The sequence below is a fragment of the Asticcacaulis aquaticus genome, from assembly GCF_028550415.1.
Taxonomy (GTDB): domain Bacteria; phylum Pseudomonadota; class Alphaproteobacteria; order Caulobacterales; family Caulobacteraceae; genus Asticcacaulis; species Asticcacaulis aquaticus.
In genome coordinates, this window is the sequence record NZ_JAQQKX010000001.1 from 482,159 (window position 1) to 496,407 (window position 14,249).

At 57.1% G+C, this 14,249-nt stretch carries 11 protein-coding genes; 4 read left to right on the forward strand and 7 right to left on the reverse strand.

Annotated features, from left to right (window positions below; translation table 11 throughout):
* Positions 1 to 20: 20 nt before the first annotated feature.
* Both PQU92_RS02400 and PQU92_RS02405 read right to left on the reverse strand, forming a co-directional pair.
* Positions 21 to 467: a J domain-containing protein gene (locus tag PQU92_RS02400; protein WP_272746611.1), complete on the reverse strand. Its 447-nt coding sequence runs from the start codon at positions 465 to 467 to the stop codon at positions 21 to 23.
* Between the two features lie 56 nt (positions 468 to 523).
* Positions 524 to 1,405, reverse strand: a complete 882-nt coding sequence (locus tag PQU92_RS02405; protein ID WP_272746612.1) for a division plane positioning ATPase MipZ — start codon at positions 1,403 to 1,405, stop codon at positions 524 to 526.
* A 169-nt stretch (positions 1,406 to 1,574) separates the two neighbouring features.
* On the opposite strand from PQU92_RS02405, the gene map reads away from it, so the two are divergent.
* Positions 1,575 to 2,384 (forward strand): type I methionyl aminopeptidase, encoded by an 810-nt coding sequence (gene map / locus PQU92_RS02410; RefSeq protein WP_272746613.1) that lies wholly within the window; start codon positions 1,575 to 1,577, stop codon positions 2,382 to 2,384.
* Here map and PQU92_RS02415 read toward each other — a convergent pair.
* The gene (locus tag PQU92_RS02415; protein ID WP_272746614.1) at positions 2,381 to 2,857 is read right to left on the reverse strand and encodes a hypothetical protein; all 477 of its coding nucleotides are present in this window, start codon (positions 2,855 to 2,857) and stop codon (positions 2,381 to 2,383) included. The two genes, map and PQU92_RS02415, sit on opposite strands and share 4 nt — an antisense overlap.
* Positions 2,858 to 2,980: 123 nt before the next feature.
* On the opposite strand from PQU92_RS02415, the gene PQU92_RS02420 reads away from it, so the two are divergent.
* The 3 genes from PQU92_RS02420 to PQU92_RS02430 all read left to right on the forward strand — a co-directional run bounded on the left by PQU92_RS02420 (position 2,981) and on the right by PQU92_RS02430 (position 6,124).
* Positions 2,981 to 3,577: a JAB domain-containing protein gene (locus PQU92_RS02420; protein ID WP_272746615.1), complete on the forward strand. Its 597-nt coding sequence runs from the start codon at positions 2,981 to 2,983 to the stop codon at positions 3,575 to 3,577.
* A gap of 174 nt (positions 3,578 to 3,751) precedes the next feature.
* On the forward strand, positions 3,752 to 4,993 hold the full coding sequence (locus PQU92_RS02425) for a tyrosine-type recombinase/integrase (RefSeq protein ID WP_272746616.1): 1,242 nt from the start codon (positions 3,752 to 3,754) through the stop codon (positions 4,991 to 4,993).
* A 24-nt stretch (positions 4,994 to 5,017) separates the two neighbouring features.
* A complete protein-coding gene (locus tag PQU92_RS02430; RefSeq protein ID WP_272746617.1) occupies positions 5,018 to 6,124 on the forward strand; it encodes an ankyrin repeat domain-containing protein in 1,107 nt (368 codons plus the stop codon).
* Between the two features lie 239 nt (positions 6,125 to 6,363).
* Here the strand turns inward: PQU92_RS02430 and PQU92_RS02435 are convergent, their stop codons facing one another.
* From PQU92_RS02435 to PQU92_RS02450, 4 genes are all read right to left on the reverse strand, one after another.
* Positions 6,364 to 6,768, reverse strand: coding sequence for an EF-hand domain-containing protein (locus PQU92_RS02435; RefSeq protein WP_272746618.1), 405 nt, complete (start codon positions 6,766 to 6,768; stop codon positions 6,364 to 6,366).
* A gap of 57 nt (positions 6,769 to 6,825) precedes the next feature.
* Complete coding sequence (locus tag PQU92_RS02440; RefSeq protein ID WP_272746619.1) at positions 6,826 to 9,072, reverse strand: glycoside hydrolase family 30 protein; 2,247 nt, start codon at positions 9,070 to 9,072, stop codon at positions 6,826 to 6,828.
* 346 nt (positions 9,073 to 9,418) lie between these two features.
* A complete protein-coding gene (locus PQU92_RS02445; RefSeq protein ID WP_272746620.1) occupies positions 9,419 to 12,463 on the reverse strand; it encodes a TonB-dependent receptor domain-containing protein in 3,045 nt (1,014 codons plus the stop codon).
* A 260-nt stretch (positions 12,464 to 12,723) separates the two neighbouring features.
* Positions 12,724 to 14,166 (reverse strand): sialate O-acetylesterase, encoded by a 1,443-nt coding sequence (locus PQU92_RS02450; protein ID WP_272746621.1) that lies wholly within the window; start codon positions 14,164 to 14,166, stop codon positions 12,724 to 12,726.
* Between the last annotated feature and the right edge of the window lie 83 nt (positions 14,167 to 14,249).

Sequence of the window (14,249 nt, forward strand, 5' to 3'; positions counted from 1 at the left end):
ACAGGCCCCAAACCCCATGACTATCTGCGTTTCAACAACACATCCCGCGCCGCATTGAGCTTCGCCGCGCGGGCATCGGAGCCGCCCTGATCCGGGTGAGCCTCCTTCATGCGCGCTTTCCACGCCTTGAGGATGGTTTTGCGGTCAGAACCCGCCGGGATACCCAGCGCACGATAGGCTTCGATTTCCGCGAGACTATGGGGCCGATCCGCTGGCGGCTGAGTCTGGCCGCGATAGCGTGCCCCACCTGCCATACCGAAGGCGACCGTCACAAGGATGCTGGCCAGAATATACTGCCCGCGCGCCACGCAAACCACGCCAGCCATGGCCACGGCCACGGCCAGAATGGCGATCACGGCGCGCTTTTGCCGTATCCACGGCCCGGCCTTCAGCTTGCCGAGGTGCGACTGACGCCCGACCCAGACCAGAAAGGCGAAAACCGCCACCGCCCCAATAAGCAGATACACCGTTGCGTTTCCTTAAAATGCAACGGTGTTGTGGCACAGGACGCGCGCGGGCTCAATCACTCCGCCGCCTCGAAATCGTCCTCGTCGGCCTCGACCTGCGGGCCAAGCTCGGTCAGCTGATCCGACACTGAGTCTTCGTTTTCGAGATCGAGCGCCAGCATGACGGCACGGATTTCGCTGCGCGCCGAGACGTGTGCCATCGACACGGCCACCGGTTTGATCTCGTTGCTGAGGTCGAGCACCGTCAGGCCAAAAGGGAACAGTTCGCGGTAGATGACCCGGTCACGCAGGCCCGACGCGACGCGGAAACCGATACGCTTACCCAGGGCCTGCAAACGGTCGTCGATGCGTTTGCCGTTACGCGCCTGATTGGTGGCCAGACGGTTGCGCAGGACGATCCAGTCGATGGTCTTGCCGTCCCACTGAGCGCGCTGCTTGCGCGAATTCCACACGGTTTCGGCGTAGATCGACGGGCGTTTGACCTCAAGCGTCACCGGATCGACCTGCCCCAGCAGGTCGAAGTCGATGAAGCTGTCGTTCATCGGGGTGATGATGACGTGACCGACCGAATGGGCCCGGCGCGACAGGACGGAATCACCCCCCGGCGTGTCGATGATCACGTAGTCGGCGATATCGATGGCTTCGCTCAGGGCACGATCGAAGGCCGCCTTGGCCTCGGCATCGGGCACCTTGACCAGTTCCGCCGGATTCTTGTGCAGGAACGGCTCGACCGCGTGCGGCAGAATCTTTTCGTTGGCCGCCGCCCACTTCTTGCGGTTTTCGAAGAAGTGCGACAGCGAGCGCTGACGCAGGTCGAGGTCGATGATCGCCACGCGCTTGCCCATATGCAGCAGCACGGCGGCGACGTGCATGGCGACGGTGGACTTCCCCGCCCCGCCCTTTTCGTTGCCAAAAACCAGAATGCGCGCGTTCGACATATTTTTACTCCACACCCGAATCGACCCTGAACCGACACCCTCACTGTCAGGCCGCGCGCATTCTGCGTCAATAATTCGTTAACAATTTGGCTGGGGAGGATATGGGGGAGAATTGGGATCGTGCAACGCCGCTCTAGCCTTGGCGTCTTCTAACGACTATATTGCCGCCATGACCGTAGATTCAGACTATATGACCCGCTCCGACACGATCCGCATCCACACGGCTGAAGACTTCGAGGGCATGCGACGCGCCGGTAAGATCGCCAGCCAGTGCCTCGACATGCTGATCCCCTATGTCGTGCCGGGCGTGAAGACGTCCTATCTCGACGATCTGGCGCGGCAGTTCATCTTCGACCACGGCGCGCTACCGGCCTGCGTCTTCTATCGCGGCTATCAATATACGGTCTGTATTTCGCCGAACCACGTCGTCTGCCACGGCATGCCGTCGGACAAGACGCTGAAAGAGGGCGATATCGTCAATATCGACGTCACCGCCATCGTCGACGGCTGGCACGGCGACACCTCGCGCATGTACGAGGTCGGTCAGGTCAACCAGAAGGCCAGGCGCCTTGTCGACGTGACTTACGAATCCATGCGCCTCGGCCTTGAACAGATCAAGCCCGGCAACACCTTCGGCGATATTGCCCACGCCATTCAGAAATATGCCGAAAGCCAGCGCTGTTCGGTCGTGCGCGACTTCTGCGGCCACGGCCTCGGTCAGGTCTTCCACGACAATCCCAACGTCCTGCACTTCGGTCGTGCCGGTACAGGACCGGTGCTTCAGGAAGGCATGTTCTTCACCGTCGAGCCGATGATCAATCTGGGTCGTCCCGAGGTAAAGGTTCTGAACGACGGCTGGACGGCGGTGACGCGCGACAAGTCGCTGACGGCGCAGTGCGAACACAGCATCGGCGTGACGAAGGACGGGCTGGAGCTTTTCACCGCGTCGGATCTGTTCCGTCCGTTGCCGGTGCTTTAATCCTTAAGTAGCGGCATTGCGTTCGTCGCCAGAGTCGACCGCCCGGCCTGGGTCAGGTGCGCTCGTATTTGCACGGTCTCACCCGCTTTTGGCAGGGACCATGGTGAAGACGGCTGGACCTGAGCGCTGCCTTCATACAGGTTTCCGTCGGCTGGGGAACGAAAGCGATAGGTCAGGTCGGTAATAATGACAAGGCTCGCCCCCTGTGGCCGCGTTGGACCATAGGCCCTGTCGCATCTTACCGCTACAGGCGTGCGGTCGGCCTCGGTATATACGCACTGGGTCTGTGCGGCGACGATCTCAGCGGCAATGATCCGGTAATGGTTTTCGCGGTCCCAGACGACATATGCAAAAAAGAGGATAATTACCGCCGCCACTGAGACGCCTATCGTATATAATATCTCACGAGTGCGCGGCTCCATAAACTCCAGATAGGGCCAGCCTTTCCACACGTCCTTCAGAAATTCCCGCACGATACCACCCTTTCGCTTACAGGGCTTCCTAGCGTGCGCGACATTAAAATATCGCCAATAGCGAGTATATTTCACCGCCCGTCGGCTCTGGATTATCCCGCAAAGCCAATATAGGCTCACCGTATGAGCGACGATATTTCCAGCCTCGATACAGCCCTGCCCGACCATGGCGGCCACCGTCAGCGGCTGCGCGACCGGGCGCGCAAGGGTGGCGTCTCGGCCCTGCCCGATTACGAACTGCTGGAACTGTTCCTTTTCCGCTCGATCCCTCAGCGCGACGTGAAGCCGCTGGCCAAGGCCTTGCTGACGCGGTTCGGCTCGCTGCCTGCCACCCTGTCGGCGCCGCTGGAGGACATGCTTCAGGTCTCGGCCCTGGATAACAAAGGCCGGGCGCTGAAAATGACGGCGGATATCGCGCTCGATCTGGCGCTGATGTTTGAGTCCACCCGCCGGATGCTGGCCGAACCGCTTAAACGTAGCACGGTCATCTCAAGCTGGGCGTCGCTGGTCAGCTATCTGCGCGTGACCCTGGCGCACGAGCCGCGTGAGCAGTTCCGCATTCTGTTTCTCGACAAGAAAAACCAGCTCATCGCCGACGAGATCATGAACCATGGCACGGTCGATCACGCCCCGGCCTATCCGCGCGAGATCATGCGCCGGTCGCTGGAGCTGTCGGCGTCCTCGGTGATTCTGGTCCACAACCACCCCATTTTGGGGTGAATGGCGTCACGGATCGCCAACTCTACCAGTTGAAATTATTAAGTTTTTATCGTTTGTCGCAGTCTGACGTCCTAAAGCATATTAGGGGCATCGGACGGGCAATTGAACCATCAACCGTCCCCATTCACACTCCCCCATACAGGGTGTGTTCCCAGTTTAGAGGCGGACGAAACAATGGCCAATTTAACCAACCTTGAAATCATTCACGCGATCAAAAGGGTCGAAAAGGACCGTCGTCAAGAGAACTTGGCGGATGGCGAGGGCCATGGCACTGGAAGACTTATTTTGATCCTCAAACCTATGCCGAAGCGCGTCACCGCCGACTGGATGGTGCAACAGTGGCGGGCCGGCAAGCGCACGAAGAAGAAAATCGGAAGTTACCCAGCGCTATCCCTGTCTGAGGCTCGGTCCATCTTCCATAGGGACTTTGCAAAGGCTATCTTGAAAAAGCGAAGCATCAAAATAACAGGCGACGCCCGACCTGGAACGGTCCTTGATCTATTTGACGGTTATGTCGAGTCGCTCAAATCGGCTGGCAAATCTTCGTGGAAAGAAACAAAAAAGGGGCTTCACAAGGTCGCTGGGATACTAGGTGAAAACAGGCCGGCCCGAAGCATCGAGCCCGATGAAATTACTGCCGTTATTAGGCCAATATACGAGCGTGGCGCTAAGTCTATGGCGGATCATGTCAGGAGCTATATTCGTGCTGCCTTTAGTTGGGGACTTAAGACTGAGCACGACTATCGCGATACGTCACCAAGACGCTTCCACCTTGTCTATAATCCGGCCGCGGGAATTCCCAGTGAACCCAAAAATGCCGGCACCCGTTGGTTGTCCGAAGGTGAATTTGTGCACTTGTACCGCTGGCTCGAACATCCGGACGTCGAAATCCACCCACCCTACCCCCGAGCCATTCGACTGATTATGTTGACCGGCCAGCGGGTTGACGAAATCGCCCACCTCCATGTTTCGCAGTGGGATTCGGCTGCCAGAATGATCGACTGGTCAAAGACAAAGAATAATCGTCCTCACGCTATTCCAGTTCCCGACATCGCCACCGACTTGATTGAGAGTATCATTCCAAACGAGTACGGATGGTTTTTCCCGTCTCAAAAGGACCCTAAACGACCAGTCACAGCGGCCACGCTATATTCGTTTATTTGGCGTCAACGCGAGCGCGGTGTGATACCCCACGCGACGAACCGCGATTTGAGGCGCACTTGGAAAACCTTGGCAGGGAAGGCTGGTGTATCGAAGGAAATTCGAGACCGGATTCAAAATCATGCTCTGCATGACGTCAGTTCGAAGAACTATGATCGTTGGAATTATCTACCGGAGAAGCGCGCCGGTATGAAAAAATGGAACACGTTCGTGACTCGACTATTGTCCCGAAAACCTGATCGCCTCGCAGCGTAGCGGCTGCGCCTGGAGGAGACGTCGATGGCGAAACGAAAAACCCTACCAAAGGACTTCGAAGCGATACTCGCCAGCGGCGATCTCGCAGCCATGAAGGCCGTGTTCGACAAGTGTGAGATCGACGCACGCGGCGGTTACACCAAACAGACGGCGCTGGCGTTTGCCTGTCCGGACGACCTGACCCGGTGGCTGGTCGCTCAGGGCGCGGATCTTGGCGCCGAGGACGCCTACGGCGAGACGCCTCTGCACGCGCATGCCGGCACCCGCGCCGGCCGGATCTCGACCCTGCTAGAATTGGGGGCCTTCGTGAATCACGGCGAAAGCGGCCGGGGCACGCCCTTGCATTGCGCCGCCAGAGCTTACAAGGCCGATGCCGCAGCAGCGCTCATTGCTGCGGGCGCGCGGGCAACGGTGGCGAACCGCGAGGGCCAGACGCCGCTAGACTATGCGCTGTCTCGGTGCAGCAATATCAATATCGAAAATATGGTGCCGTTGTCAGAGGTGTTGCTAGCAGCCATGCGAGATGAGGCGAAGCCGCCGGCCAGTTTCCTCAACCGTTTGCTGGGCGGGGCGAAAACCGTGGCGGTCATGAGCCCCGAGAGGCAGGCAGAAGTGACCCGTATCGGCCAGGATTTCGAGTTTTCGCGAAGCGCCTTCAATCCGGAGAGTGTCGACGCGGTGAGCGCGGCTCTGGACAAGCTGTACGCGATCTTCGACGTAACACCTGTGCCACGCCGGGCCATGTACGATGGCAAGACCCCTATCAAGGTGACGGCAAAGGCTTGGAGCGACCAGCACGATGAACTCTGGGCACTGCTCGTCCCACCTCAAGGCGCCGCCATGACGCAGCAGGGGGAGGCGATCCGTGTTTCCGGCCGCCTCCATCGGGAGCTAGAAGGCAATGGGGGCGTCAACTGGGACTCCGACTTCAAGGCCATGGCGGATATGCTGACGCAGATATTCGCCAATGGCCAGGCGCTTCCCGCCGGCGAATTGGAGGAGGCGCGCGCGCTGACCGCGGCGGTCAAGCGCAAGGGCGGAGATACCGCTCGCCTGTGTCAGTTGGCCGTCGAGTGGGTGCGCCGCAATCCATCACCCCTAACCATGCCCGACGCCCCTTACAGCCGTTGAGGCTTGGCCGGGATCAAGCGCGAGCATTGTAGTCGACCTTTACCATAAGCATTGAATGAATGCGCCAGGCCGCGTCACTAGCCTGGCGGTTGATTGAAAGTGTGTTCGCTCTGGTGACGCGCTGAAAGCCGTCAGCTCCGAGTTATCCGGTAGCCTGTAGAGGATACCGTTCAGCCTCCGGTGCGTTTAATCTCACGGCGCCTGCGCAGCAAAACCTAAGCAAGCGTCACTTGGTAACTCTACATGTCCGCAGCGGTCACGACACCATCACCATTTTTATCAATCGTCTTAAAGTCGGAGGTGCCTTTTGCTTTCATTTCCTCGATCGTGACACGGCCATCGCCGTTCAAATCGTTTCGCATAACGCCTGCGATCCGTTTCGGCGTCTTCGGATCGGTAATTGGTGCGATAGCCGTAAAATAGGTTTCAGCTTCGGCCGCCGTCAGCTCCTTGTCACGGTTCTTGTCGATGTTTTTAACCGTCTCGCCGATCTCGTGATTGAATTCCTCTAAGGTCAATATACCGTCTTTGTTACGGTCCATTTTGGAAAACCTGTCCGACAGTTTTCCATCTGCCGCGATGGCGCCAGTGCATATCGCAACAAGAAACAGTGATGGGATAAGGGTTTTGATCGTCGAGTTCATAGAAATTCCTCCTTTTATTGTTTTGCTCTATGGGTGGAGCGCAGGGTCGATATCAAATCAGAGGGCATAGATTGGCGTCTGATACCTTGATGGCGTTGCGGCTTTGGGCAGTCGCCGATTTGGCGCCGTCACCGATACATTGTCAAAATAGGGCGTGCTGATCTTCGCTTTCGACTGACCTGCCACCAATCCGGCCATACCTTTTTCGTAAAGGTTGCTTTTCGCTGTAAGAACGGGCTTCCCATTGATCACGCCGGTGATTACATCGCCCTCAAATCGTATCGAGAGCCGATACCAGGTATGCGACTTGATGCCTGGAACCGTTTGGGTTCCGAGAACCAGTTCACCGCCCTCTCCATCGAATTTACCCGCCGCTATGAGCCTTTGCTGCTCCGCATCCCCCACGAGCGCTTTCGGATCTTTCTTGCCTCGGATGGCGATTAGTCGAGCCTGACCGTCGTCCCTCAACTCGAAAAAGTAGCCCTTGGGAATGAACCCGTAGCCCGTGCCAACGTGGTTGATACGACCCATTACACCGCCGGTGTCTCCGTTATTTAGCCAGATGTCAGCACCTACTTCATAGTTGGTCCAGGCTGCATCGCCCAAGATCGTGTAGGGCTGCCAGTCTGGTGCCCATGAGATCGTCGGAACTGGAATAACCTGCCGCAGACACAGCCCCTTTTTGTCTGGTCGATTCACAAGCTCGAACCCGCCGGCAATATCCGCCGTGTAGCGAGGCAAATAACCTGACAGGTCCGGCCGTTTGTAGCTTTCGAAGGTTTCATAATAGGGGAACGGGAAGGCTTTCGATGCCGGGATGTCTGCAAACCCGCCTTTCTGTTGGCCGGTCGTCGTCGACAAAGAATAGATGCTATTCGCTTCCAGGGTCAGGGTCACAGCGCCACCCTCAACCTTCAGGTCCTCAAGTCGAACAAACTGTTCAGCGGCGTTACTCCGCCAGACACATAAGGGTTTGGTGGACAAACCATCGACAATCTCCAGTCGGAGGTTCTGCGGTCCCTTCGCATCCTTAGTTTCTATGATCACACTGTAATCGTCGCCCGGCGACTTAAGCGTTACAAACGTACCTCCTTGTCCCAACTCACCACTGCCGCCGTACAGAAAAGTCCAGCCAATCTCCGTGAATTGACCCCAATGTGCGTAACCCCACAAGGATTCCCGGATCTTGTAGTGACCGCTCCAAGGCTCCCACGCCAGCATAGCCGCAGGATCTTCGGAATAGGGTTCTGTGGGATAAACACCGGCTATGTCGTACCAGTTTACGACCTTGGTGACACCGCTTTTGATGTAATTGTGGTTGAAGCACTGGGTGATGCTGATCGCACAATCAAAACCTTTCTTGTAGACGTGATCCTCGGTATTCCAGATCGGCTTGCCCAGTTGAGCGGCGATAGCCTGATTTTCAGGCGTTACCGGCCAGTTGGAATAGAAGGTGTGGGCGCCGATGATATCGATGGAGTCGCTCAGTTCCTTATCGACCAGCAGGTCGGGGACGAAGTCGAGCTTATCCTTGGGCCAGTTGTCGAAGCCGTGCAGCTTCACCTTCTCGAAACCTCTGGTCTTCAAAGCCGATTTCAGCGCCTTTGCGAAGCCATAGCTGACGCCTTTTTCATTTCGGACACCCATGGCATCCAGTTCGAGTCCATGAACCTTACGCAGGCCTTCCAGCCACTTGATGTAGTAGTCAACAGCATCCTGTGAGAAGAATTTTGCATCACCGTTTTTACCGATCTTGTCGAAATGGCCACCACTGTCACCGACCCAGCCAGGTGCGCTCCATGCCGTGCCGTCGAGTGACAGTTTCGGATTACGCTTCTTGGCTTCCTTCAGCACCCACCACGTGTAGCCGCGTTGGTAATTGAGGTCTTCTCGGGTGTGCATATGACTCAGCATGGAGCCTTGCGTGGAGTTTCCATCGCCCGGTATCTCGACCAACAAAGCGCTTACCGATGCACCGAATTTTGGCTTGTAAACTAGATCGAGAATCTGACTCCGCTGAGGCTCAGGGTAATCCTTCAACAGAACTGATGTGGCCCCACCCCCATTCACGACGCCTATGCCGTCGAAGCGTTTACCGCCCGCATGACCGTTCAGGAGGACCCTGTGCGTGGGCAAATCGCCCGTTACAGCCGCCACGCTGCGGGGTGCAAAACTCAGGCTCAAATGCGCGAAAAGACTTACTGACCCCAGAAGATGGGTCCGCCGGGAAACCGCAAGCCGTCCAGTATCGCTGTCGGTTTTAGAGGACTTCAAAAAAGTGCGGATCGCGGTGAACAGGCTCATATGTTTCTCCCGATGTAATTTTTTACGTTCGAACTTCGCGATGGAACGCCCCAGCCAAATAGTGAAAGTTTTGATCGGGCGAGGTCAAAACGAGAAAAAAGTCCGCCAAAATGGTCTGGCGGACCAAGTCTCTAGGAATGTACCCAAAAGGGCGGGGAATTCACGAATGCTCGAAGCGCGTGCGTTGGTGGACTACCTGTATCCGCGCTTCATTTAATAGAGGTATTTGGACCGGAATTTCCGCCACTCGTTTTCGAGATTTTTGCTAAAAAAACAGATCAAAAGGCGACCGCTATGGTCAGAGTAGACGGGAAGAGACACGTCCGGAGCCCCTCCCCGTCTGGGATCAGAATTTCGCTGTCACGCCGACAAAGAATTCCGTCCCAAGCGCATCATAGGTTTGCTGACCGCTTTGATTCGGCATCTCCACGTTGAACAGGTTGTTTGCACCACCGAATAGTTTGATTTTGTCGTTCAGATCGTAGTCGATGCTGAGATCGATATAGTTTTGCGCCTTGATCGTTGGATAGGCGATCGTATTGAGCGCAGGCGTTGATGCCGAGCCTTGACGCATCGGCACGATATATCGATCGGTTGTCACCGGTCCGAAATAGCGGTCGCGTACGCTCACGCTGAGATCACCCACATTCCATGTGGCGCGGAAAAAGCCCCGGACATGCGGCAACGGCGTCCCGCAGGTGCCGCCGAAGGTGCCGACGCAATCATTCTGGACAGCCGGCAGAGCCGATACTGGCACGCGGGTGAAGTCCTCCAGCCACGTGAAATTACCGGTGAGGTCGAACGTACTCCGATCAGCCAGCCGGGGCAGACCAAAGTTTGCCTCGATGCGGTAACGCACAGCGAGATCATAGCCTGAAGTCTTCAGCGCACCGGTGTTGGCGTTCAGAACGCGTAACGGGTTGTTTTCGACGATTTCACCGGTCGACGACAGGCGCGGGATGGCGCGGCAGAACTCACTGGCGGCATCCTTGACCGTGTAATAGCACAGGTTCATCGCGTTTTGGGCACCCCCGCCGAGGGGTGCGATCGCGCCTTCAAGTTCGATATTGAAGTAGTCGACGCTGACGAAGAGGCGCGGCAGGAAGCTCGGTGTGAAAACGACACCGAGGGTTTTCGTGTCCGACGTTTCTTCGCTCAGATTGGGATTTCCGCCTGTTTGAACCTGCACGAAGGCGTTCGGTTGAACACCGGTCCCAAACACATTTGCCGACGGTACGCCAGTGGCAACACACAGGGCGCGAACGTCCGCTGTTTGCAGCGATGTCGGGGCGCGGCTCGAACACGGATCGAACACAACGACCGAATTGGTCGTCAGGCCGCCGAACAGCTCTTGAATATTTGGCGCCCGGATCGCGCGCTGATATTGAGCGCGGAAAGCGACATCGCGGTTGACCTTCCAGTCGGCGCCATAGAAGTAGGTCGATACGGAACCGACACCCTTGAGCGAATAGTCAGACTGGCGGAAGCCGGTGTTGACCGTCAGGGCCTTGACCAACGGCAGATCGGCCAAGACCGGTATGCGCAGTTCGCCGAACAGTTCTTTGACGGTTACGCTGCCCTTTGTCGACAGACCGGGGCTGTAGCCGGCGATGTCACCCGTTGCGAGACCCTGATCCGGAACATACTCGCCTTCGGTCTTGCGCCATTCAGCGCCCCCGGAGAAGCCCACATCGCCCGCCGGTAGCGTCAGCAGGATACCTGTCAGGTTTGCCTGAATCACCTGCATGGTCGCGCTTGTCTGGCTGAGCGAGTTGGTCGCTATCGCGGTTGCGCAGGCCTGGCTGACGTTTTGGCCGAAGATGTTGCACACCGGGGCCGCGCCACCGACGGACAGGAGACTCCGTTGCAGGCGGCTTCGGGAAATACCGTTCAGCACCAGAATGGATTCTTCCGTGTGGGCATAGCTGTAATAGGCGTCATATTTCAGCTCGCGCAGGAAGGCCGGCGACACCTCCGGCAGACTGCCGCGCAGGCCCCACGCCCCGCGGAATACGTTGCGCGTATTGCTGCCGTGGCGCGGCCCTAGATCGGAGTATCGTCGACCCGCGGTGATGACGGCGAGGCCGTCATTGGGCGCGTTGGTGAAAAGCGCGTTTCCAGCCGTCACAGTGGTAGTCGAGGTTTCGGCGATATCCAGTTGACGGAGGACTTCGCGCATCTGGGTCGAAAGATAGGGATTATTCGTATTGAACAGCGTTGGCGAACCAACATTGGTCGCTGCCAGTTGGCCTGCAACCTTGTTGTAGCTGTAGTGCAGCTCCATATAGGCCGTCGCCCGATCACTGAGATCATAATGGGCGAAGGAATTTAGCATGTAGCGATCCTGCGCGCTTTGCAGGTAGTTGGGCGGCTGGTTGTTGTAGCGATCGGTCGGATCGACCGCCGGACGTGCGGTCGTGCCCGTGTCGTTGAAGGTGAAGCCGAATGAGCCCATGCCCGACAGGCCCGCTGCGGTATAGGCAGCATTCAGACCGGCATTGCTACCGCCGAACGACGGGATACCCGAGAAGCGGCCATTTGGAATATCGCCGCTGCCACTGAAGATATAGCCGATATAGCCGCCGGCCTGTGCGCAGGTCTGACCCGATGGCGGCACGAGTTGGGTGCCCGGAGTTGTCGCCGTACCGGTGCCGTTGGCGACACAGCTTTCGCCCAGACCGTAATATGACCAGTCGTAATCGCCACGGAAAACCGGCTCGCGCTTCACATAGTTCAGCGAAACGACCATGTTGCCGCGGCCGCCATCGAAATTACCACCAGCGGTAAAGTCGAGGTTGTAGGTCGGCGTGCCTGTGTGCCCAACCCAGTTGTACTGTGCCTTGGCTTCGACCCCTTCGAAATTATCCTTCATGACGAAGTTGACGACACCCGTGATGGCATCGGAACCGTAAACGGCTGAAGAGCCGCCGGTGACCACTTCGGTGCGTGCGATGAGGCTTGAGGGAATGGAATTCAGATCGGTGATTTGGCGTGCGTCAAAAATAGCGAAGCGACGTCCATTCACGAGGACAAGGTTGCGGCTCGATCCAAACCCGCGTAGGTTTATATCCACAAATCCGCTCGACTGGCCTGATACTTCATTGGAGAAGGAGCTGCCGGTCGACGACCCGAACGATTGCGGCAGTTGAAGCAGGGTCCGCTCGATATTGATGTTGCCCGACCGGCGGATATCCTCTTCGCGGACTACCGCCACAGGCGTTGACGCGTCGAAGCCGGTCCGGGCAATCCGTGATCCGGTTACGATGACCTCCTGCGGCTCATCGGCGGCCTTCTCAGCGGTGGGTTGGGCGTCCTGGGCAAAAGCACCACACGCCATCGAAAGACCTGCTGTAGCGACACCGGCGCACAGAAGCGATTTTACTCTTCGCATATGTTTCCTCCTGATTGGCCCGTTTTGTCTGATTTAACGGGCTCAATTAGGTAGAGCGGTGTTCGATACGCCTGCCTCCATACTCGGCGCGAAAATAATTTAAGCTACCCCCCCGGAATGGCAAAGAAATGAGCCACTATTGTGAGGCGGTCAGGTGCCTAGGTTTACGCTGAACGCCCGCTTCCCCCAGCATCGAGTTTATCGCCAATGGGAAATACCGATGAAGGCAAATCCCACTCGCCGAGTCAGGCAGCCTCCATTCAGCGGCGTGTTCGAAACGGCCAAGCGGGCAAGCCCTCTTTGTTCATTAAATTCGATCTTGCCCCCTCGTCCCACGCAAAGCGAACATCCATCGGTTCAGAGACAAACGGACTCGAAACTATGATCTGGTCGCCCGAGATTTCCGCTTTTGCGGGAAAATAGACCCCGTCCGCACCCGCGACCGCGAACCATGTGATCGGCTTTTTATCTCGCGATGCCAACCCACCACCTACAAAATCAAAAGTCAGAATTGCCCTGCCTTCCGAAATCGCCATTGACTTGAACCGCGGGCCGGAGAAAACGAGATCGCTACGGCCATAGGTTTTCGCTAACGCCCATCCAGCCAGACGTTCACCAACATCTTTCTTATTGCGAGGATGGATATCTGCCAGATCATCTACCAGATCACTCACAACGACCATGCCGGTTCCGGGTACCGAAAGCGCGTCGGTCTGCGCTTCCTGTATTAGAGGTGCCGCTTCAGGCGACGCGACACGAAGTGGACGTTCGATGTGATAGAGATAAGGTGCGATCTGGACATAGTAAAACGGTACATCGGACTTGAACGCCGTACGCCAGCCGCCGACAAGCGCGCGCATCTTGTCGGCATAGTCATCTCCCGCAGGATAGTCACTGGCGTTGCCTTCACCCTGATACCAGATCACGCCTTTGATCGTCAGATTTGAAAGCGGCGCGATCATTCCATTGAACAGTTCCGTTCGCTTGATACCGTCGACCTTCTCACCACCGGCTTCCACGGCAAGGAAGCGCTTCAGACTCGATTGCCCCCGAAAGCCATCCGTGGAAATCCATTCTTCGATCCGGGTTCCTCCCCATGTGGAATCGATAAGCCCAACGGGCGTACCCAAGGCTCCGTTCAGTCGCCGCGCAAAGTAGTAACCCGCGGCCGAGAATCCCTCCTCCGTGACTTGGTCAGGAGTACAGACAATCCAGTGCCCCTCGACATCATTCGTTTCCTTTGCTCCCCGCGCTTTCTTAACTTTGAAGATGCGGATTTCCGGATAGTTAGCCGCGGTCATTTCGGCCTTGTAATCGAAGATGCCGGGGAATTTTCCCCAACGAAAGGGCATCTCCATATTCGACTGGCCGGATGCCAGCCACACCTCACCGATTAGGATGTCTTTCACCGTCAGGGTGTTTGCCTTCCCTTTGACGATCATGTCGATTGGTTGGCTGGAAGACTTCATAGGCTTCAACTGCACCCGCCATTGGCCGCCCAAACCTGCCTTCGTTTTAACCGTCTGACCCGCAATCCGAACATCGACCTTTTCACCCGGATCGGCCCAACCCCAGACGCTAACGGACTGTCCCCCTTGAAGAGTCATATGATCTGAAAGAATAGCCGGTAGCCGTACGTCCGACCAGGCGAAGGTCGGCGTCAAAATGGCGACCGTCAGGGATATTATTTTGATGGTATTCATGTGCATGATCTTTCTTCCGGTATCTTCGGCGTCGGCCGTCTATTGTCTAGGATTTGGTCGCGGCAATCCTCGCGAGTTCGATG